This is a genomic window from Pedobacter quisquiliarum (genome assembly GCF_014642175.1).
Classification (GTDB): Bacteria; Bacteroidota; Bacteroidia; order Sphingobacteriales; family Sphingobacteriaceae; genus Pedobacter; species Pedobacter quisquiliarum.
The window spans coordinates 128038-148071 of the sequence record NZ_BMIL01000002.1 but is presented as its reverse complement, the minus strand read 5'-3'; the positions used below and the strand labels follow the sequence as shown (position 1 = coordinate 148071).

The window sequence follows — 20034 nt, the reverse complement described above, 5'->3', positions numbered from 1 at the left end:
ACATGAGAAGAACTATACAAATAATTGTTTTCCTGATCACGTCCTGTTTCTTACAGCAGGCGGTTGCGCAGAACATCGCGGTAAATGGAAAAATCACAGACAAGACAGGTACTGCAATTGCGGGTGCATCTGTAGTGCTAAAAGGCACAACAACCGCTACATCATCTGATGCAGATGGTAATTACCGCATCAGCATTCCTGAAAAGGGCTCGGTGCTGGTATTCAGTTATGTGGGTACCAACAGACAGGAGATCGTTGTTGGAACGAACAGAACCATCAATGTAGTACTGGAAGACACGGAGAACGTGTTGAACGATGTTGTGGTTGTTGGTTATGGTACGCAGCGAAAAGCAAGCGTTACCGGATCAATCAGCACGATCAACAGTAAGGAAATGCTTCAAAGTCCGGTGGGTGATTTAAGTAACACCCTGGCAGGTCGTGTTGCCGGTGTGATAACCAAGCAACCTGCAGGTGAGCCCGGATCTGATGCCGCTCAAATTTACATCAGGGGTAATTCAACCTTCGGTAACTCCACCATGGAACCGCTGTTTGTAGTCGATGGTATTGTACGTGGTTTCCGCGATTTCTCGCAGATGGATCCGAATGAGATCGAATCTGTGAACATCCTGAAAGATGCCTCTTCTGCAGCAATTTTCGGGGTTAAAGGTGCGAATGGTGTTGTATTGGTCACCACCAAACGTGGTAAAGTTGGTAAACTGACCGCAAGTTATACTTTCAACTATGGATTATCACAGGTAACCAGATTGCCTAAGAACCTGGGTTCATATGAGTATGCGGTACTTTTTAATGAAGCAAAGTTGAATGACAACCCGAATGCAGCACCTGAATTCTCTCAGGAGCGCCTTGATGGTTTCAGAAGTGGTTCCGATCGCGAGCTTTATCCAAATACAGACTGGATGGACCTTGTGCTGGGTGGAACAGCACCAAGAATGCAACATAATGTTTCCCTGAGCGGTGGTTCAGAGAAAACCAAATACTTTACTTCATTAGGTTACCTGAATGAAGACGGACTATATAAGTCGCTAAACTATAAACGCTATAACGTACGTACCAACCTGGATGTACAGGTGACCAATACCACCCGTTTCTCGGTTGATTTATCCGGCAGGTTGGAGAACAAGACTGCTCCACCTTCAGGCGGCATATTCGAGCATACGCTACGTAATCCGCCGATCTTCCTTGGTCAATATGAAGATGGACGTTTGGCTAGTCCGGGTTCTTACCCGAATCCACTGGCACTGGTTAGCCCGGAGAGTGGTTACAACAGAACTTCCGGTAACTACATCTTAACCAACTTCCAATTGACGCAGGACATCCCTGGTGTAAAAGGCTTGTCTGTAAAAGGTGTAATGGCTTTCGATAGAAGTTTTACCTATAACAAGACCTGGAATACCTGGGTGCCACTTTATGTGAAAAACGCAGATGGCACTTATGCCACCACTGCACCATCTAAATCATCGCTATCCAAGAACTTCGGTGAAGCGCAGGGCTTAGAATTCCAGGGCCAGTTGAACTATGAGAACCGCTTTGGTAAACACGGTTTCTCTGCTTTAGCACTGATCCTGCAAAAGGAAAATCAGAACAGCGGCCTCTTTGGGTCGAGAAACTCTTATGAGAGTTCTGCATTGGAACTGATCAACTTCGGTCCTGCAGAAAACGAGGTGCTTTCGGATAATGAAGATAAGACAGGTTTAAGAAGTGCTGCGGTGCGACTTAACTATGATTTCGATAACAAGTATTTTGTTCAAGGTAGTTTAAGACGCGATGAGTCCGAAAACTTTGCCCCAAACAAGCGTACCGGCTATTTCCCTGCGGTATCTGCGGGTTGGTTGGTAACCGGTGAGGACTTCATGAAAAGCGTAAGTGCAGTAGATTACCTGAAGATCAAAGGATCTTACGGTAAACTGGGTAGCGACAGGATTCCAAGTCGCTTCGGATATTACAACAGGTATGACCTGGTACCGAACAACTATCCTTTTGGTGGCACCTTGTCTAACGGACTGGTTCCGGGCGCCATTGCAAATCCAAATGTGACCTGGGAGACTTCAACCAAGACCGATGTGGGCTTTGAAACCAGAATGTTTAAAAACCTGATTGGCGTAGATTTCACCTACTTTAAGGAAGATCGTAAAGACATTCTTGCAAACCGCAGCCTGTCTGTACCACTATCCTTTGGCGCAAACCTGCCAACAGAAAACATTGGCCGGGTAACCAATAAAGGTATTGAGGTGGTATTGAGCCACAACAACCGGATCTCTAACGACCTGTCTTATTATGTGAGTGGTAACTTCACCTATGCCAAAAACAAGATCCTTGAGGCGGCAGAAGCGATCAACGTACCTGCAGGCAAGCGAATTACCGGTCGTCCGAATGGTGGCTATTACGGTTACAAAGCAATTGGCATTTTCAAAGATGCGGCCGACTTCAATAATTCACCAAAAACAACAGCTTTCCTTGCGACCAGCGGACCAGGCGATATCAAATACGAAGATTTAAGTGGTCCGAACGGTACACCAGATGGTGTGATTGATGATTTCGATGTTACTTACCTTGGTGGTGGCGCCTTGCCAGAGATCATCTACGGTATCAGTGGTGGTATCAACTACAAAGGTTTCGAGGCGAGCTTCCTTTTCCAGGGCGCGACAAGATCACAGCAGTACCTTACACAAAATGCAGCATGGGCGTTCTACAACGGTGGCCGTGTAACCGAAGAATGGTTGGATCGCTGGACGCCGGACAATGCGGATGCATCCTTGCCAAGGTTATCACTAAACTCCAACGGAAACAACTATGCTACCAGTAGCTTCTGGCTTAAAGATGCAACGTATTTACGCCTTAAAAACGTAGAAGTTGCCTATACCTTCAAAACAGAGTTCCTGGCGAAACTGAAACTTACCGGCGTGCGCGTATATGCAAACGGTCAGAACCTGTTTACGCTAACCGACATCCTGAACGTTGACCCGGAGAATACAAGTGCTATTGGCTGGTACTACCCGCAGCAGAAAACCTTCAACTTCGGTCTTAGCGTTCAATTTTAAGCCCGTATAATCATTTACTCATCTAAAATCAGCATATCATGATTACCAAAAAAATAACATGGGTCTTAGGCATCGCTTTTCTTGCCTCAACAGCCTATTCCTGTAAAAAAGTACTAGACGTAAAGCCCACAAACTTTGTGTCTGATGAAGCCGTTTTCAAGGATATTACTTTAACCTCGCAGTTTGTAACCAATATCTACTCCAGCTTACTTAGCGGTTTCGACCGCAGAGATGCAGGCTTAGGGCAGGATTGGTCCGTTGGTTTCGGATTACTAGACATGGCCACCGACGACATTGAAGCACATGCTTCTTTGAATGTCAACCTGGTTCAGGCTGGTGACTTAAACCCAACCAACTTTAACTTCGGCATAGAGATGTGGCAGGCAAACTATGTGCTTATCCGGAAAGCAAATACATTGCTGGCCAGAATTGATGCGGTAGAAACAACCGATGCAGCGCTAAAAGCAAGGTTGAAAGCAGAAGCTCGCTTCCTACGTGCATTTGGTTATGCAGAACTTGTAAAGGCTTTCGGCGGTGTTCCTTTGATTACCACCGAGCAGATGGTGTCGGATGATTTGTCTGTACCAAGAAGCAGCTACGATGAATGTATGCAGTTCATTGTTTCGGAATGTGATGCAGCAGCAGCGGATTTGCCGTTGAGCTATTCGGACGCGGAACTTGGTCGCGCAACAAAGGGTGCAGCGATGAGCTTAAAAGCACGTATGTTGCTTTACTATGCCAGTCCGTTGAACAATACGGCGAACGACAGCAAACGTTGGGCAGATGCTGCCAGCGCTGCTAAAGCGGTGATGGACCTGGGTGTTTACGATACCCATCCAGATTATTACCGTTTGTTTATGGATAAAACCGGCAACAGAGAGGTGATCTTCGCGAAGAAATATGCAAGGCCAGGCAGAACCCATGAAACCGCATGGAAGCTGGCCATGAGCATTGAAGCGCCTTCCGTAATTGGCGGTGCATGGGGTGCTTTCCACGCAACACAGAACTTCGTGGATGCCTACGAAATGAAGGATGGTAAATCCATTACCGACCCATCCAGCAGCTATAATAAGAATAATCCTTATGTGAACCGCGACAGCCGTTTAGATAAGTCTGTACTTAGAAATGGCTCCAGCTGGAAAGGTGTGACCGTAGAGACTTTTGAAGGTGGTAATGCAAACAAGCCGACGAATGGTGACCGTACCAAAACTGGTTATGGCTTGAAGAAATTCATTGATGAGAAGTATATTTCTGCTGATGCTGTATATCAAGGTGGCGACAACGACTGGATTTACATGCGTTTTGCAGAGATTTTATTGATCTATGCGGAAGCACAGAACGAAGTAGCTGGTGCTGACGGCAGTGTACTTGCAGCAATCAACAGGGTGCGTGCAAGATCGGGTCAACCTGCTTTAACAGCAATGGGACAGAGTCAGATGCGTGAAAAGATCAGAAATGAGCGTCGCGTAGAGTTGGCATTTGAGGAGCACCGCTTCTTCGATGTACGCCGGTGGAAGTTGGGTTCAACCTATTTCAATCAGCCTGTAAAACGCGTTAAGATCTTGAAAAATGCAGATGGTAGCTTCACTTATACCGATGAGAACATTGAAAACAGAGGTTACAAAGAGCATTACAACTTGCTTCCTATTCCACAAATGGAGCTGGAAAGAAATAACAAATTGGTTCAGAACCCAGGATACTAACACGCGCTCGCGGGCGGCATTTGCTGCCCGCTTATCCCTATATTTAAGATATGATGTTTAGAAAAATATTGTTTGCGGCAGTTGCACTTTCAATGCCGATGGGCATGCAGGCTCAGCAAACGAAAACAAAGGCGGCGGTAAAGGTGGAAGTCCGCAGGAATGGCGATGCTTATCAGCTGCTGCGTGATGGAAAACCATACTTTGTTAAAGGTGGTGGCGGCACCGGTTACTTCAGCCGGCTTGCTGCTTATGGCGGTAATTCCATAAGAACCTGGGGCACGCAGAATGCGGCGCAGATCCTGGACTCGGCACAGAAGAACGGTTTAACCGTATTGATGGGCCTTGGTGTAACACCAGAAAGGCATGGCTTCAACTATGATGACCCGGCGGCCGTAAAAAAGCAGTTTGAGCGTATCAAAGCCGATGTGCTGAAGTTTAAAGATCATCCGGCATTGCTGGCCTGGGGTATCGGTAACGAGCTGAATTTATCCTATAAGAACCCCAAGGTATGGGATGCGGTAAATGATATCGCAACGATGATCCATAAGGAAGATCCGAACCATCCGGCGAGTACGGTACTGGCCGGTATCAACAAACGGGAAATTGACTACATCAAGACGAATACACCGGCAATAGATTTCCTCTCCATAAACACCTACAGTGGATTGGCGGTATTACCGGAGCAGGTGAAAGCCGCGGGATGGAATGGTGCCTACATGGTAACGGAATGGGGACCGACGGGTCACTGGGAAGGCCTTCAAACCTCCTGGAAAGCACCTATTGAGGAGACCAGCAGTGAAAAAGCTGCCGTTTACAAAAGCAGGTACACCTTTTCGGTAGAGCGGGACACGCAATATTGCCTGGGTTCATATGTGTTCCTTTGGGGGCAAAAGCAGGAAAGAACGCCAACCTGGTATGGCTTATTCACCGAAATTGGCGAGGAATCTGAAGTGATGGATGTGATGCAATACCTCTGGACGGGCAAATACCCGGACAATAAAGCGCCGCATATCTTTGCTTTTAGCCTTGATGGTAAAAAAGCACAAGCCAGCGTTCAACTGAAATCTGGCGCAAGCTACGAGGCCATTGTTGATGCCGCTGATTCGGATAACGACGCGCTAAGCTATCACTATGAATTACTTCCGGAAGCGACAAATGTAGGCGAAGGGGGAGATCATGAAGACAGGCCTGCTACCGTACCGTTAAAGCTTGAAAACGTAAAAAAGGTGCGCATTAAGGCACCTGTTCAAAAAGGCGCATACCGCTTGTTCGTGTATGTAAAAGACGGTAAAAACAACGTGGCAACCGCCAACATTCCATTTTACGTAAACTAAAAAGAAGTTCTACCTAAATCTAATCCTATGAAATCGATTATATCTGCTACCTCCAAACTCTTGTTGTTATGCCTGCTTAGCTTAACATTTTCATGCTCCAAGGCTGAAAATGCCCCGGCATCGCTTAATCTGCAACTTGCGGTAGAGGTGATCAACGACGGTTCAGGCACCGTGAAGGTGACGGCAACAGCAAACAATGCCGACCGGTATTACTTTACTTTCGGCCAAAGCAGCACTGAAGAAGGTGTTCGTTCTACGGATGGGAAAGCTTCTGTAACTTATGCCAGCAGCGGCAAATACACCATCAAGGTGACAGCGTATGGCCCTGACAACAGTTCCGCTGTTGCGACGAAAGACGTGGATGTTGTGGTTGCTACAAAAAACGATGGGTATGTTAGCGCAGAAAGCTATCCGGGAATGAAGCTGAGCTGGAAAGATGATTTTGCTGGTGATGCACTGAATACAGCCGACTGGACCTTTGAAATCGGGAACGGTGTTGATGGCTGGGGTAATGCAGAGTTACAGTACTACAAAAAAGAAAATACAATCGTTAAAGATGGCTTCTTAACCATCACCGCACAGAAAGAGGCGTTTGGTGGCTATCAATACACCTCTTCCAGAATTAAGACACAGTATAATAAATCCTTTAAGTACGGTAGGATCGACATCAGAGCGAAGCTACCAAAAGGTCAGGGGATCTGGCCTGCGTTGTGGATGCTGGGTACGAACATAGATGATGTTAAATGGCCTTACAGTGGTGAAATTGACATTATGGAACTTGTGGGCGGTGGTCCTGGTAAGGATAACACGGTTTATGGAACCATTCACTTTGATAATAATGGTTCTTACGCGAACATCAGCAAGGGATACACCCTGCCTAAGGGCGACTTTTCAGATAAGTTCCATGTCTTCTCCATACTTTGGGATGAAAGCAAGATCACCTGGTTTGTCGACGATGTTGAATTCCATTCCCAGGAGATCAGTTCGGCTGCAAGAAAAGAATTTCAGGAACCATTTTTCCTGTTGTTTAACGTTGCTGTTGGTGGCCGCTGGCCGGGCAGCCCCGATGCAGCAACCAGTTTTCCGCAAAAGATGGTGGTTGACTACGTGAGGGTGTTCCAAAAATAGTTGAATAGAACCGGCAGGCTTACCTGCCGGTTTTTTTATTCTTTTAGCGCCTTGTCTATTCTTGTATTCCAGGCCTCTTGTGCAAAGCGGTTGATGCCATGGTTCGTCTCATCGTCATAAGCTTTCTGCATCTTATTCATGTCCCGGTAAGAATCCAGGTATTGCATGTTCAATAAGGCTTCATAGTTATCTGGTGTCAGCTTTTTAGCAAGCATCTTATTTTTGAATTGCTCGGCAATGATTTTGGCAATGTCAAAGTGCCGCTGCTCATGATTCAGGTAATAGTCGTTGCGGTCTGTGGGATTTGCCCAGCAGGCACTCTTCGGCACAAAGGCTTTGACGGCGACCTGCACATCCAGCATGCCATCCTCCAAATTCGAATCCTGCGTATAGCCAATGCTCGGCATCACAGAGGCCTGATAGTTTCCGGAGATCCGGATCTTCGATTGGAAGTCTGCCCAGGTTAAAGGCCGTTTCGCATTGTAATAGATGGTGTCGCCTTCTTTTCGCGCTTTATAGTCGCTGAAGCTGATCTTAACCGACTTTGCAAGCCTGCGGTCCCATCCCAGGTTCTGGTCCATCCATTGGTCAAAATAGCTTAATCCGCTGTTCAGCAGTTGTCGCAGGTTCCTTTCTACAGAAGCAGTGCTGGCCAGTCCACGGCGGTAGCGCAAGTTTCCAGGATAGCTGATCAGGGGCTCTACACCATAATCTTTATCTAGTCCGAAGGATAACCTCAAACTGATGTGTCCATCTACACTGTTTGTGCCTACCGCGGTTTCGCTGATCTTGAGCTGTTCAATGCCTATGACAACTGCCTTGCCACTGGTTTGCTTAGGCAGGTTTTTGCCGAGGTATTGCTGAATGGCCAGGGCGGTGCCGCCCTGCAGGTTCATGGCATGGACTTCGGGTTTATTGGCTGCGTTTTTTATAATGATTTCTGCCGGCTTGCTTTTTTCAGCACGATTGTCTTTTACCGCTGCAATGTAAAAACCGGTGGGTTTCAGTTGAATGGCTTCATCCGTCAGAACAATCTGGCTGGAAGCATTGAAAGCGATAAGTAGAAGGCTGATTAAGATAAGGTGCAAGCGGCAAGCGAATGGTTTTTTGCTTGTCTCTCTCATACTCAGGTACCTATAACGTGTTGCAACAGCCCCTAGTATAAGGGCTAAAAAGAATTTCAGAAATTCATAATACTAAAAATGCCCGGCTTAAACACCGGGCATCATTAGAAGTAGTTCTAAAAGAAAGCTTTTTCCTATTTCGGCAGATCTACTGTATTGGCGTTTAAAGTTACCGCTGTTTGAGCAAGTAATCGCCCAGTAACATATGAACCTGTATTTAGAGAGATCAAGGTTTTACTTAAGATGCTTCCGCAAAGATGACTGTTGGTTCCGAGTACAGCCTGTCCGGCTACTACCCAGGTAATATTTTTGGCTTTTGCACCGCCGGTTAACTTAATCCTCGCGCGACTGCTTAAGGTTAGATCACCTGCGATTTGGAATACCCACTTGTCATCCGGGCCGCCTGCAAGTGTAACACCTGCCTCTGATACCAATAGACCTGTGGACCATTTGTAAATTCCAGGGGCTATGGTGCGGCCGCTGATGTTGCCATCATTTAATTCTACAGTTGGGGTCGGTATGGTTAAACCGTAAGCTGTGGTATAGGCAGCTTCCATATTGTCAATGGCTTTAGTCAACACCGCAGGTGTTGGTGTTGCATAGTCAGCTGCATAGATTTTTCCAGTAACAAAGGGGCTGGTAGAAAATTGATTGCTGGGATCAGTAGAAAGGGCGAATCCGGTGATAGCAGTTGCTGCGATTGGACTAACGCCAATATTTCCCTGTATTGCAGTCTTTCCAGTGTTGGTAATTCCGGATTTGGCAAGGATGGTAAAAGCTGCTGCATCGCCCAATTCCAATTGGATGGAGCCGGTAACCTGACCCTCGGTTGTTGGTTCGTTTGCTGAACCCCATGGGGTATTTTCAGTGTTGTCTTTCTTGCATCCTGATGTAATTGCAAGCAAAATTAGCAGCGAGCAAAAAGTTGTACGTACAGCGGTTTTGCTGCTTGCTGATATAAAATTATTCATATGTGTGTGTTCAATCCCAGGTTTAATAATCCCTAGGCCAGGTATTAAGCAATGTACCGGCCGAAAGTGGTTCTGAAATCAGAATGTCCCGAAGTTGTAAAGGAGCTATAGTGTCCTTTTTAGATAAAGTAGCTCTCCAGCCCGGAAAGGGTGTTTTCTGTTGGAGCTAAACCTTTGATTTGTGCTGGGTAACAATATGATGCGCAATGGTAAATTATCTTTGGCTTTTCCAATAGTCTTGACTCGTGCATTTTGGAATCTGGTGAAGATTCCTGTATTTTTAGCTCCGGAAATGGTGTCTTCCCGTTTTAAACCTTATTACTTTAAAGAACAACTTGCTTTAGTACCTCAGCTTCTGCGCCGTTGCGCACTGGTTGCCCCTGTCGCTATAGTGATAGGCAGCATGGTAGCGTTTTTTCTCTGGGCTTTGCAGCGCAGCATTCACTTTCGCTTTGAACATCCCTGGCTTTTGTTTTTACTTCCCCTGGCCGGGCTTGCGATATATTTTATTTATCAATGGATCGGCAAATCGGCTGAGAAAGGCAATAGTCTGATCCTGGAGCAAATTCAGGAGGATGGGGGTGTGGTTCCTGCACGCATGGCACCCCTGATTCTAATTACAACACTCATGACGCATGTGTTTGGAGGTTCGGCAGGTCGCGAGGGTACTGCAGTGCAAATGGGTGGCAGCATTGCCTCCATGTTCAACGGTCTGTTCAAGTTAAAAGCCGAGGACCGCAAGGTAATGCTCATCGCTGGCATAGCTGCGGGTTTCGGAGCCGTATTTGGAACGCCGCTTACCGGGGCAGTATTTGCATTGGAAGTGCTGACAAAAGGTAGAATCAGATACAATGCTTTCCTGCCCGGTCTCTTTGCGGCGCTACTTGCCGATGCTACTGTAGATGCCTGGACGGTTAGCCACCAGCATTACCGCATTGACGAACTTCCGCTTTATGCCGACGAGTTCAGCCGTATGTTACATTTTGATTTCCCATTGGCCTTGAAAGTTATGCTTGCCGCAGTGGCTTTCGGCCTGGCCAGCTATCTATTTACGCGTTTGATCAACGAGATTAAAGGGCTTTCCAACCGTGTATTTAAACATAAATGGATGATTCCCGTTGTTGGGGGACTTGTAATCATCGCGCTAACGCAATTTGTAGGAAAACCCGATTACCTGAGCCTGGGCGTGGATCCGGAATATCCTGGAGCAGTAACGTTACAGTCCGCTTTCCACTTGGGTGGGTCGGATAGCTGGAGCTGGCTCTGGAAAACCGTCTATACTGCGGTAACTGTCGGTACCGGCTTTAAAGGGGGGGAGGTTACCCCCTTGTTCTACATCGGGGCAACTTTGGGGAACACGCTATCGGGAATGATGAACGCTCCAGTAAGCCTTTTTGCGGCGCTTGGCTTCATTGCGGTATTTGCGGGTGCAACCAACACACCTTTGGCCTGTACCATCATGGGTGCGGAATTGTTTGGTGCAGAACACCTGGTTTTCTTTGCCCTGGCCTGTTTCATTGCCTACTTGTGCAGCGGCTATATTGGCATCTATGGGCCGCAGGCGAGTGCTAAAGGAAGCACCTACTTGCGTAGAAAGCTCTCTCGCTATTTTACCAGTCAGAATTAGCGGCTAAATTATTATCATTACAGTCAAAATACCTACCCGATGAATAAAACTATTGTGCTGTCTGCCATTGCTTTGCTGTGTTTTTTTGCTGCTTTCGCCCAAAATGGCGTAAGGGGTAATGGCCCCATTGATAAGAAGGCAACCGTCGAAACCAAAGCTTTATACAGCAATTTGAAAAAGCTTTCCAAAAAACATACGCTGTTTGGCCATCAGCATGCTACAGAATACGGGCATGGCTGGTTTGGCGGTGAGAATCGCTCTGATGTGAAATCGGTAACGGGCGCTCATCCGGCGGTAATCGGAGTTGATTTCTCCGGCTTGTCGGGTCTTCCACCAGCGGAGATCGAAAAGAATAAAGCGGCCCTTAAGAAAAACATTATTGATACGTATAACCGTGGCGGTGTAACCACTGTGGCCTGGCACTTCTCCAATCCTGTAGCCAAAGGGGGCTTTTACTGGGTGGATTCACTGTCGTTACCGGCGGTGAAGTACATCATTCCCGGTGGGAAGGCGCATGACCAGTACAAAGAGATTCTGGACAATGTGGCCAGTCTGCTGAAGGACCTGAAGGGTAATGATGGTAAGCTGGTGCCGGTTATTTTCCGCCCTTATCATGAGTTTGATGGCGAGTGGTTCTGGTGGGGCAAGCCGCATTGTACAACCGAAGAGTTTACGACACTTTGGCGTTTTACGGTGTCGTACCTAAGGGATTCATCGAACGTGCACAACGTCATCTATGCTTTTTCGCCGGATAACAAGTTCAATACCGAAGCCGAATTCCTGGAGCGCTATCCGGGAGACGAGTGGGTAGATATGGTAGGAATGGATAATTATGGCGACATGGGCCGGGATAACCGCTACAATCTGGAGGCTGCCACCCGGAAGCTAACCATCGTTTCAGACTACGCAAAGAAGACCGGAAAGCTTGCTGCTTTTACTGAAACTGGTCTGGAATCTATTCCCAACCCGAACTGGTGGACTGATGTACTACTGAAGGTTATGAAAAGCAATGAAATGGAGTTATCGTATGTCTTGGTTTGGCGGAATGACAGTAAAAGCCCTACGCACTATTACGCCCCTTACCCCGGACATTCAAGTGTCCCCAATTTCCTGAAGTTTTACCAGGATCCGTTCACGCTGTTCGAAAAAGACTTGAGCGGGATTTACAAGTAAACAGAAAAAGCTACACAACAAAGGAAAATCCCCTTTGTGTAGCTTTTTTAACGCCTGCTTTTAACTGCAAGGCTGTATTTGAAAGGCCTTTCGCCTAGTCGTTTTAAAAGTCAGAATAATCTGCAGGCACCAGAAACTTCGTGTCGTTTTTACTTACGTTATGCTGGTATTCCGGTAATTCCGATACGCGTTTCCACCTTGGGTCGTCGCTGAATTTCTTCCATTGTTCCGTGCGGGAAGCCATGTTGCGGTATGTGGTCAGGTAGATCAGGTTTGGCATACGGCTGCCAGCAATAACTTCCCCGTAGAACACTGGCTTACTTCCGATACGTTCAAAAATCTCTACTTCTTCTTTGTCGAACATGGCGACCTTGTTTCTGTAGAGCTTTTCTGTAGCGCTTTCATAGCTGCGCAGTTCATAGATACGCTCGCTTTTCGGGGTGTCGAAGCTTGGCTTCTTCATCAATGGCGCCTGACTGAAAGCTTCCATCAATATGGTCTCTATCCGGACGTAGGGTGCATCATTGTATGCAGCATTGAGGTAGTCGGCACCTTTAGTTCCAATTTCCTTATCTGTTTCCAGCAGCTTACTCATTTTAAGGAATTCTGCTAAGGACTTAAAGGGGATGAAGACGTAGACTTTTTTGTCGCTTGCGGTGTCGATGTTCAAAGTTTTAAATACACCAACATTTTTGATTCCGTTGCGGTGCAAGGCCGGTAGATAGGCGGTTGAGAGGAATTTATCCAGCCGGCTTTCCTGTGCTTTGTCTTTAATGTGGTACACGGAAAGTTTGTAGAACTCACGAGCGGGCGCTTTCTTAGGCGGCATTGCAGTAGCTGTAAGGGCGCTAAGCAGCAAAGTGATGCTGCATAGCAGCAGGTATTTACATTTCATATTTGGTTAATTGATTGTTTAATCAGCGGGCAATAAAAATAATACATTAACAACTATGGAGAATAATGATTTGTGTTTAAGTTTACCGGCAAACCAAATAGCCGAACGATGAAAAAGTTTGCAGTCCTTCTAACAATCGCAATAAGCACCCTGTTTTGTAAATCTATGAAAGCTCAGGAAAAACCACAGCTGGTGAGTGCCAGACTAAACCACATCGCCGTGTACGTCTCCAATCTTGAAAATAGCGAGCATTTCTACCATACCTTATTCAATCTGGTGAAGATTGAAGAGCCCTTTAAAGATGGAAAACATGTCTGGTTTACCTTGGGTCCTGCGGGCGCTTTACACTTGATTCAGGGGCCGAATGCGAAGGCCACACACGATAAGAACGAACACCTTTGTTTCAGCGTGCCCAACATTGACCAGTTCATTGCGGTGCTGAACAAGCAGAAAATTGAATACTCCAACTGGCCAGGTACAGAAAAGGCACCAACAGTAAGGGTAGACGGCGTGAAGCAGGTGTACTTTCAGGACCCTGATGGCCACTGGCTGGAGGTTAACGACGATAAAAGTAAATAACCAGCAGTATTGTCATATTTATTACAGATCAGGTGCGCTGTAAAACATTAGAATTTCCCGATTGTAGATAGATACTCAAGGGCATACAGCCCTATTGTTTATTAAATATCTTATGGGAAATAATATTGAAGGAAAAGTCGTGATCATCACTGGTGCAAGCAGTGGTATTGGCGAAGCAGTCGCAAAACACCTGACCTCACTAGGTGCGAAAGTGAGCCTTGGCGCTCGTCGTAAAGAGAAACTAGATCAAATTGTAAAGGACATTGAACAGGCAGGTGGTTCAGCGCGTGCATTCATTACCGACGTCACCAAAAAGGAAGACGTAGATGCGCTGGTTAAAAACACCATTGAGGCATTCGGAAAAGTGGATGTGCTCTTCAACAACGCTGGCCTGATGCCTTTGTCGCGTCTGGAGAACCTGCACTATGAAGAATGGGAACGAATGATCGACACCAACATCAAAGGTGTGCTTTATGGCGTTGGTGCGGTACTACCTGTCTTTAAGGAGCAGAAAAGCGGTCACGTCATCAATGTATCTTCAGTAGCCGGGCACCGTGTAGGTCCTGGTGCTGCGGTGTATTCAGCTACGAAATTTGCTGTTCGGGCCATCTCTGAAGGTTTAAGACAAGAAGTAAAGCCGTACAACATTCGCACAACGATCATCTCTCCAGGTGCCATTAAAACAGAGCTGCCTGATACGATTACAGATGATAAGATCAAAGAAGTTATGCAGCCTGTGCTGGACATTGCGATATCGCCGGATTCTATTGCTCGCGCTGTTGCTTATGTAATTGAGCAACCGGAAGAATTTGATGTAAACGAGATTATACTGCGCCCAACTGCGCAGGCAAGCTAATTTTGAGCAGCGGTGTCTGCGTTATGCTTTTCAGCATCCGACAGGTTAACACCGCAGTAAGCGCAGAACTTTGCTTCCGAATCTGATAGTGGTGCCCTGCATGCAGGGCACCTTCTTTTTGCGAGCTCTGATGCTTTAGCCATTTCTACAGAGACGATCCCCGTTGGAACCGCAATGATGCCGTAACCCATAATCATCAGGATGCTGGCAAAGAACTGCCCCAATGGGCTTTGCGGGGATACATCACCATAACCCACCGTTGTGATGGTTACAATTGCCCAGTAAATTGCCACGGGTATACTTTCAAAGCCGTTATCCGGCCCTTCAATCAGGTACATAATGGTCCCCATGATGGTCACCAGTGTAAGCACGGTCGCCAGAAACACCACAATCTTATGCATGGAGTTCTGCAGTGCCTGCTTAAGGATATTACCTTCGGAGAGGAAGCGACTGAGTTTAAGGATTCTGAAGACCCGGAGTAACCTGAAGGCACGCACAACCACCAGGAACTGGGTACCTGCCATAAGGAAGCTGAGGTAAGTTGGCAGGAAGGCGACCAAGTCTACAAGCCCATAAAAACTGAATATATACTGCTTAGGCCTGTGTATAACATATATTCTGAGCAGGTACTCTATTGTAAATAGTATGGTGCAGGTCCATTCTACAAAATGGATGTAACCAAGGTAGTTTTCCCGGAACTCCGATACGCTCTCCAGCGCTACAGAGAAGATGCTCAGCAGGATTAGAATAAGCAAAGCGATATCAAAGCCTCTTCCTGCAGGGGTATCAGATCTGAAAATTATAATGTAGATTTTCTTTCTCAGTAAATCATGTTTTCTTTCGGGTATGTTTTCCATTTTAAAGCAAGTTCTGGCAGCATTAAACGGCCCTGAGATTGGTATTTTCGCTTAATTTACTTATATTTAGAGAAAGTGAAAGCGGTATGTATCTATTTTCCTTCCGCCTAAGTAAAGATTCCTTTAAAACGTAATAAGGTAATTGTAATATGGAAAGTTTTCTAAATAACGCAGTAATATGGTTTGGCTTAGGCCTCGCCCTTTTTTTACTTGAATTTCTACTCCCAGGCTTCATCCTGTTCTTTTTTGGCGTAGGTGCCTGGGTTGTGGCCATTATGACTTTCTTCTTCGATGTTTCCATCAATACCCAGATCATCGTTTTTGTAGCGACATCTGTGTTCACCGTCCTGCTGTTCCGCAACTGGATCAAACGCCGGTTTGGCATGGGTCGTTCTTCCGCGCAGATCCTTCCGGACGAGTTCGTAGGGAAGGTCGCCGTTGCTGAAACCATGATCCTGCCTGGTAAGAAAGGGCGCGTGGAGTTCAGGGGCACAGAGTGGGACGCCTGTTCAGACGACACCATCTCCCCCGGCGAAAACGTCATCATCACCCGAATAGACAGTATTTTATTATATGTAAAACCAACAAGAACAATATGACATCATCCACCATCATTTTAATTTTCCTCACGCTCTTTGTACTGGTCGCTTTTCTGTCAACCTTTAAAGTTGTGCCGCAACGTTCCGTTTTTATTGTCGAACGACTTGGAAAGTACAGCCGCTCCCTTGAAGCCGGCTTCCACATCCTGATCCCTTTTATAGATAAGATCGCGTACAAGCAAAACCTGAAGGAACAGGCCATAGATGTGGCGCCGCAGATTTGTATTACCAAAGACAACATTGCCGTGGAAGTAGACGGCGTGCTTTATCTTCAGGTTGTAGATCCGCAGAAAGCTTCCTATGGTATCGACAATTACCGCTTCGCGGTGATCCAGATCTCGCAGACAACCATGAGAAGTGTGATCGGTAGAATGGAGCTCGACAAGACTTTTGAAGAACGTGAAACGGTGAACGGCGCTATTGTAAGCGCGGTAGACAAAGCCAGTGATCCATGGGGCATCAAAGTTTCCCGCTACGAAGTAAAAAACATCTCGCCACCGCAAAGTATCCGCGATGCGATGGAAAAACAGATGCGTGCAGAGCGTGAAAAACGCGCCCTGATTGCAGAGTCTGAAGGTGATAAACAAGCTAAGATTAATCGTGCAGAAGGTGACAAGCAGGAAATGATTGCACGTTCTGAAGGTGAAAAACAGCGTAAGATCAACGAAGCAAGTGGTCTTGCAGCAGAGATCGAGATGGTTGCTGTGGCAACAGCAATCGGGATTAAAGAAATTGCCCATGCCATTAACGAAGAGGGCGGTATGAACGCCGTAAACCTTCGAATTGCGGAACAATACTTAACCGAGTTCGGTAAGCTTGCAAAAACAAACAACACGATGATTGTACCGGCAGACCTTTCTGACATTGCAGGTGTGGTTTCCAGCGTAACATCCGTGCTTAACAAGACGGCAATGCCACCTGTTAACCCGCTTAAAATCTAAGGAGCGCGCTGCATTACAGCAGATTATAGGCATATAAAAAAAGGGAGATCACTTATCGTGAATCTCCCTTTTTTTATATCTAACGTTATGTTATTGTGCTACTTTGATTTCAACACGACGGTTTAAGGCTCTGCCTTCTTCGTTGGTGTTTGATGATACCGGTTGCGACTCTCCAAATCCTTTGATGCTAAAGTTATCTGCACTGAAGCCAGCATTTACCAGGTAAGACTTTACGGAGTTTGCTCTGTCAACAGATAGCGACATGTTATGCTCCGGAGAACCTTCAGCAGAAGAGTGGCCATTCAATACAAACTTCACAGATGGATCTTTCTTCATTTCTAACACAGCCTTGTCTAAGATCGAGAAAGAAGAAGTTTTCAGCACTGCAGAGTTAAACTCAAACAGGATGCTCTGGAAGTTATAATCCGGCGCAGCAACAGGCTCCTCTTTTTGCGGCTCGGGAGCTCTTTGTGGCTCAGGCTCAGTTTTGGTCACTTGCGTGTTTTCTTTTTTAACTACCGGTGCAGGTGTTTTTGCCACCATTTTCTTCGCTTTACACGAATACATCGTCAAGGTGAAGATGCCTAGTACAACAGGCAGAAAGTACATTCTTAATTTGTTCATAATGTTTTATTGGTTCTTTAGTGCTAACGCATCTTAGCGGTTATCATTTGCGGCTTAAAAGTAAAAGATTATAATAAATAACGCAATATTTCTTGTAAACGTGTATGTTAAACCCGAAACATCAACCACAGCAAGGCTGATTCCGCAAAAAGGTATCGACAGCTTGCATTTTTATTATCTTCAGCTTTTCAAATTATAGCTATGTCATCACACCATATCATCAGAGAGAAGCAGGAACCTGCTTTATATATCCACCAGTTGGGTGATTTTAATGAAGAATACCTCGGACAACTGCTCGAGTGGAGCCCGACACTGATCGTCAATTCTTCCGAATACGAGAAGGTTATCAGCCTGGGCCTGAAAGTCGATGTTGTTCTAAATCCCTCTACAAAACAAGACTATCAGGAAAATACCAGGCTTATCGAAAAGATGAAAGCAGATGTACTGGAGGTTTTGGAATTCCTGATTGAAGAAGGTTACCAGGCGGTTAATATCATTGACCAGGATGGGCAGTTGCCAGACCTCATCGACTACATTCCGCAGATCAACATCGTCATTTTTACAACCTATACTAAAAACTATGCGATTCAAACTGGGTTTAAAGTATGGAAGCCAAAGGGAACGGAGTTCCAGATTCCTTTAACAAACTACTTCGAGACATCCAACCTGCTTCCAAATCAGAAGGAGCGTTTCGAGGTAATTAACGATGGCTTCGTTGAATTTACATTTGCTGGTACTTATTTGTTTTTGAGGGAATACTATGATCCAACTTAAAAAAGCGACAGTGGCAGATCTGCCAACGATACAGAAGATTGCGAAAGTTACCTGGGGGCCAACCTACACCGACATCATCGGTGAGGAACAGGTCGAATACATGCTCGGTAAAATGTATAACATAGATGCGCTGCAAGCGCAAATAGCGCAGGGACACAAATTCCTGATTGCCGAACAAGGGACTAAAAAGGTTGGTTTTGCTTCCTATTCGAGAGATGAAGGGGATGCTTTTCACCTGCACAAGCTATATGTGCTGCCGGAGGTTCATGGCCAGGGTGTGGGTAAACTGCTGATGAATGAAGTTGTGAGCAAGGTGCGCGCGGAAGGCGGGAAATACCTCCGTTTGAATGTGAATCGTTACAACAAAGCCAAGGACTTTTACGAAAGCGCAGGCTTTAAAATCAAAGAATCCGTTGACAATGAGATTGGCAACGGATTCCTGATGAATGATTATATCATGGAAAAAACTATCGGGTAAGCTTAGGGATTCTGCTCGGTGTATCGGTACCTTTTACAATGGTGATTGCACTTTTTGCAATCGCCTTGATGGTCGACAGGATGTTATCAATGTCCATCGAGCTGTACTCATCTTTTACAGAGTGATACAACTTGTCAGTATCAATTTGGTCGGTACTGATTGTATGTGCAGGAACGCCCAGCGCGGCTAAAGTAGCATTATCACTGCGGTAGAATAGGTTCTGCTGTGGATATGGATCCGGGTGGAAGGTAAACTCCGTGCCGCTAAGGTTCTTCTGTAAGATCTTGCCGAAGTCTGATCTTTCATAACCAGTGATGAAAGCAGCATTCTTTCCGAATTTACTTTCCTTACCGATCATTTCAATGTTAAACATGGCCACAACTTCATCCGGGTTCAATTGCTCGGAGAAGTACTTGGCGCCAAAGCCGCCGATTTCTTCTGCTGTAAAGGCAACGAAGATCAGCGTACGCTCGTTGTTGTTCAGTTTCTTGTAGTATTTAGCCAAAGCGATCATCGCAGTGGTTCCTGAGGCGTCATCATCTGCGCCATTGGCGATGCTATCACCCTCAACAGCTTTAATGATACCCAGGTGGTCGTAGTGACCAGAGAATACCACGAGCTCTCTCGCTTTCGATTTGCCAGGGATCATACCGGCAACATTAAACAAAGGCAGTTTTGAAACTTCATTCTTAACTGTTGCTTTAAACTGCGATGCTGTGGTATCACTGCTTAGTACAAAAATCAGGGCAGTAGGATCAGCAGCTTTAAGATCTTTTTCATCCAGCATGGTGCCACGTTTGAAGGCATCTTTCACGCGGTTGAAGTCTTTTTGCATCTTCGGATCAACCAATATCAATTGCTGTTTTTTACTTCTTGAAAGTGCACGGAATTGCGAAATGAAGTCTTTTGAAGGATCAAGTCTCATCCAGCTTTGAGCTGCGGTATTGTCGAAGCTTAAGGTTTCAGCCGTGCTGCCTGCAACCATTATGTTTTCAGGGGCAACCGTTGTTCCGTTCAGATTTAAAGCTACGCTTGATGGTGTAACGCGGTATTTGAAGAAGCTTTGTCTGTAGCTGGTTCCGGCGGTCAGTGGCTTAAGCCCAATAGCTTTGAATTCTTTTTCAATAAAGCTGGCTGCTTTGTCTATGCCTGGCGTGAATGTCGCGCGACCTTCCATCTCGTCACTGCTAAGGGTTTTGATCAGACGGTCAACGTAATCTTTGGTGATGATCTTATTGATGTCCTGGGCATTCACCTGTCCGGCCAGAAGCAGGCATAGAAAGGCGTAAAAGAGTTTGTTCTTCATTATTTG

18 protein-coding genes are annotated in these 20034 nt (G+C 46.1%); 12 read left to right on the top strand and 6 right to left on the bottom strand.

Going from position 1 to position 20034, the window contains the following annotated elements; all coding sequences use genetic code 11:
- Positions 1–2: 2 nt before the first annotated feature.
- Genes IEW69_RS03095 through IEW69_RS03080 form a run of 4 tightly spaced genes read left to right on the top strand, consistent with a single transcriptional unit; the run spans position 3 to position 7224 of the window.
- The gene (locus IEW69_RS03095) at positions 3–3059 is read left to right on the top strand and encodes a SusC/RagA family TonB-linked outer membrane protein (RefSeq protein WP_188625368.1); all 3057 of its coding nucleotides are present in this window, start codon (positions 3–5) and stop codon (positions 3057–3059) included.
- 38 nt (positions 3060–3097) lie between these two features.
- Complete coding sequence (locus IEW69_RS03090) at positions 3098–4762, top strand: RagB/SusD family nutrient uptake outer membrane protein (protein WP_188625367.1); 1665 nt, start codon at positions 3098–3100, stop codon at positions 4760–4762.
- Between the two features lie 50 nt (positions 4763–4812).
- Positions 4813–6096 (top strand): glycoside hydrolase family 2 TIM barrel-domain containing protein, encoded by a 1284-nt coding sequence (locus IEW69_RS03085; protein ID WP_188625366.1) that lies wholly within the window; start codon positions 4813–4815, stop codon positions 6094–6096.
- Between the two features lie 27 nt (positions 6097–6123).
- On the top strand, positions 6124–7224 hold the full coding sequence (locus IEW69_RS03080) for a family 16 glycosylhydrolase (protein WP_188625365.1): 1101 nt from the start codon (positions 6124–6126) through the stop codon (positions 7222–7224).
- A gap of 35 nt (positions 7225–7259) precedes the next feature.
- Here IEW69_RS03080 and IEW69_RS03075 read toward each other — a convergent pair whose 3' ends face one another.
- Together IEW69_RS03075 and IEW69_RS03070 are read right to left on the bottom strand one after the other, a co-directional pair.
- The gene (locus IEW69_RS03075; RefSeq protein ID WP_188625364.1) at positions 7260–8348 is read right to left on the bottom strand and encodes a DUF922 domain-containing protein; all 1089 of its coding nucleotides are present in this window, start codon (positions 8346–8348) and stop codon (positions 7260–7262) included.
- 134 nt (positions 8349–8482) lie between these two features.
- The gene (locus IEW69_RS03070) at positions 8483–9319 is read right to left on the bottom strand and encodes an ice-binding family protein (protein ID WP_188625363.1); all 837 of its coding nucleotides are present in this window, start codon (positions 9317–9319) and stop codon (positions 8483–8485) included.
- 403 nt (positions 9320–9722) lie between these two features.
- Between IEW69_RS03070 and IEW69_RS03065 the strand changes: the two genes are divergently transcribed.
- Complete coding sequence (locus IEW69_RS03065) at positions 9723–10946, top strand: chloride channel protein (protein ID WP_229663491.1); 1224 nt, start codon at positions 9723–9725, stop codon at positions 10944–10946.
- 39 nt (positions 10947–10985) lie between these two features.
- Positions 10986–12119, top strand: a complete 1134-nt coding sequence (locus IEW69_RS03060) for a glycoside hydrolase family 26 protein (protein WP_188625362.1) — start codon at positions 10986–10988, stop codon at positions 12117–12119.
- Between the two features lie 103 nt (positions 12120–12222).
- On the opposite strand, the gene IEW69_RS03055 is transcribed toward IEW69_RS03060, so the two are convergent.
- On the bottom strand, positions 12223–13014 hold the full coding sequence (locus IEW69_RS03055; RefSeq protein ID WP_188625361.1) for an NIPSNAP family protein: 792 nt from the start codon (positions 13012–13014) through the stop codon (positions 12223–12225).
- A gap of 165 nt (positions 13015–13179) precedes the next feature.
- Here IEW69_RS03055 and IEW69_RS03050 point away from each other — a divergent pair, with 165 nt between their 5' ends.
- On the top strand, positions 13180–13593 hold the full coding sequence (locus IEW69_RS03050; RefSeq protein WP_188625360.1) for a VOC family protein: 414 nt from the start codon (positions 13180–13182) through the stop codon (positions 13591–13593).
- Between the two features lie 112 nt (positions 13594–13705).
- Positions 13706–14449 (top strand): SDR family oxidoreductase, encoded by a 744-nt coding sequence (locus IEW69_RS03045; protein ID WP_188625359.1) that lies wholly within the window; start codon positions 13706–13708, stop codon positions 14447–14449.
- Here the strand turns inward: IEW69_RS03045 and IEW69_RS03040 are convergent.
- A complete protein-coding gene (locus tag IEW69_RS03040; RefSeq protein WP_188625358.1) occupies positions 14446–15306 on the bottom strand; it encodes an ion transporter in 861 nt (286 codons plus the stop codon). The two genes, IEW69_RS03045 and IEW69_RS03040, sit on opposite strands and share 4 nt — an antisense overlap.
- Positions 15307–15455: 149 nt before the next feature.
- Between IEW69_RS03040 and IEW69_RS03035 the strand changes: the two genes are divergently transcribed.
- Together IEW69_RS03035 and IEW69_RS03030 are read left to right on the top strand one after the other, a co-directional pair.
- Positions 15456–15905 (top strand): NfeD family protein, encoded by a 450-nt coding sequence (locus IEW69_RS03035; RefSeq protein ID WP_188625357.1) that lies wholly within the window; start codon positions 15456–15458, stop codon positions 15903–15905.
- Entirely contained in the window at positions 15902–16846 is a 945-nt protein-coding gene (locus IEW69_RS03030; RefSeq protein WP_188625356.1) for an SPFH domain-containing protein, read from the top strand. The genes IEW69_RS03035 and IEW69_RS03030 overlap by 4 nt, the downstream gene beginning before the upstream one ends.
- A 90-nt stretch (positions 16847–16936) precedes the next feature.
- Here IEW69_RS03030 and IEW69_RS03025 read toward each other — a convergent pair whose 3' ends face one another.
- Positions 16937–17470, bottom strand: a complete 534-nt coding sequence (locus tag IEW69_RS03025) for an OmpA family protein (RefSeq protein ID WP_188625355.1) — start codon at positions 17468–17470, stop codon at positions 16937–16939.
- A gap of 201 nt (positions 17471–17671) precedes the next feature.
- Between IEW69_RS03025 and IEW69_RS03020 the strand changes: the two genes are divergently transcribed.
- Positions 17672–18244 carry a thiamine pyrophosphokinase gene (locus IEW69_RS03020; RefSeq protein WP_188625354.1) on the top strand — a complete coding sequence of 191 codons (573 nt, stop codon included), beginning with the start codon at positions 17672–17674 and terminating at the stop codon, positions 18242–18244.
- On the top strand, positions 18231–18722 hold the full coding sequence (locus IEW69_RS03015; protein WP_188625353.1) for a GNAT family N-acetyltransferase: 492 nt from the start codon (positions 18231–18233) through the stop codon (positions 18720–18722). Before IEW69_RS03020 ends, IEW69_RS03015 begins: the two co-directional genes overlap by 14 nt.
- On the opposite strand, the gene IEW69_RS03010 is transcribed toward IEW69_RS03015, so the two are convergent.
- Complete coding sequence (locus tag IEW69_RS03010; RefSeq protein ID WP_188625352.1) at positions 18712–20028, bottom strand: M20/M25/M40 family metallo-hydrolase; 1317 nt, start codon at positions 20026–20028, stop codon at positions 18712–18714. The genes IEW69_RS03015 and IEW69_RS03010 overlap by 11 nt on opposite strands.
- Between the last annotated feature and the right edge of the window lie 6 nt (positions 20029–20034).

Coding starts and splice junctions, on each gene's coding strand:
- IEW69_RS03095 (WP_188625368.1), top strand. CDS start 3: ATGAGAAGAACTATACAAATAATTGTTTTCCTGATCACGTCCTGTTTC.
- IEW69_RS03090 (WP_188625367.1), top strand. CDS start 3,098: ATGATTACCAAAAAAATAACATGGGTCTTAGGCATCGCTTTTCTTGCC.
- IEW69_RS03085 (WP_188625366.1), top strand. CDS start 4,813: ATGATGTTTAGAAAAATATTGTTTGCGGCAGTTGCACTTTCAATGCCG.
- IEW69_RS03080 (WP_188625365.1), top strand. CDS start 6,124: ATGAAATCGATTATATCTGCTACCTCCAAACTCTTGTTGTTATGCCTG.
- IEW69_RS03075 (WP_188625364.1), bottom strand. CDS start 8,348: ATGAGAGAGACAAGCAAAAAACCATTCGCTTGCCGCTTGCACCTTATC.
- IEW69_RS03070 (WP_188625363.1), bottom strand. CDS start 9,319: ATGAATAATTTTATATCAGCAAGCAGCAAAACCGCTGTACGTACAACT.
- IEW69_RS03065 (WP_229663491.1), top strand. CDS start 9,723: ATGGTAGCGTTTTTTCTCTGGGCTTTGCAGCGCAGCATTCACTTTCGC.
- IEW69_RS03060 (WP_188625362.1), top strand. CDS start 10,986: ATGAATAAAACTATTGTGCTGTCTGCCATTGCTTTGCTGTGTTTTTTT.
- IEW69_RS03055 (WP_188625361.1), bottom strand. CDS start 13,014: ATGAAATGTAAATACCTGCTGCTATGCAGCATCACTTTGCTGCTTAGC.
- IEW69_RS03050 (WP_188625360.1), top strand. CDS start 13,180: ATGAAAGCTCAGGAAAAACCACAGCTGGTGAGTGCCAGACTAAACCAC.
- IEW69_RS03045 (WP_188625359.1), top strand. CDS start 13,706: ATGGGAAATAATATTGAAGGAAAAGTCGTGATCATCACTGGTGCAAGC.
- IEW69_RS03040 (WP_188625358.1), bottom strand. CDS start 15,306: ATGGAAAACATACCCGAAAGAAAACATGATTTACTGAGAAAGAAAATC.
- IEW69_RS03035 (WP_188625357.1), top strand. CDS start 15,456: ATGGAAAGTTTTCTAAATAACGCAGTAATATGGTTTGGCTTAGGCCTC.
- IEW69_RS03030 (WP_188625356.1), top strand. CDS start 15,902: ATGACATCATCCACCATCATTTTAATTTTCCTCACGCTCTTTGTACTG.
- IEW69_RS03025 (WP_188625355.1), bottom strand. CDS start 17,470: ATGAACAAATTAAGAATGTACTTTCTGCCTGTTGTACTAGGCATCTTC.
- IEW69_RS03020 (WP_188625354.1), top strand. CDS start 17,672: ATGTCATCACACCATATCATCAGAGAGAAGCAGGAACCTGCTTTATAT.
- IEW69_RS03015 (WP_188625353.1), top strand. CDS start 18,231: ATGATCCAACTTAAAAAAGCGACAGTGGCAGATCTGCCAACGATACAG.
- IEW69_RS03010 (WP_188625352.1), bottom strand. CDS start 20,028: ATGAAGAACAAACTCTTTTACGCCTTTCTATGCCTGCTTCTGGCCGGA.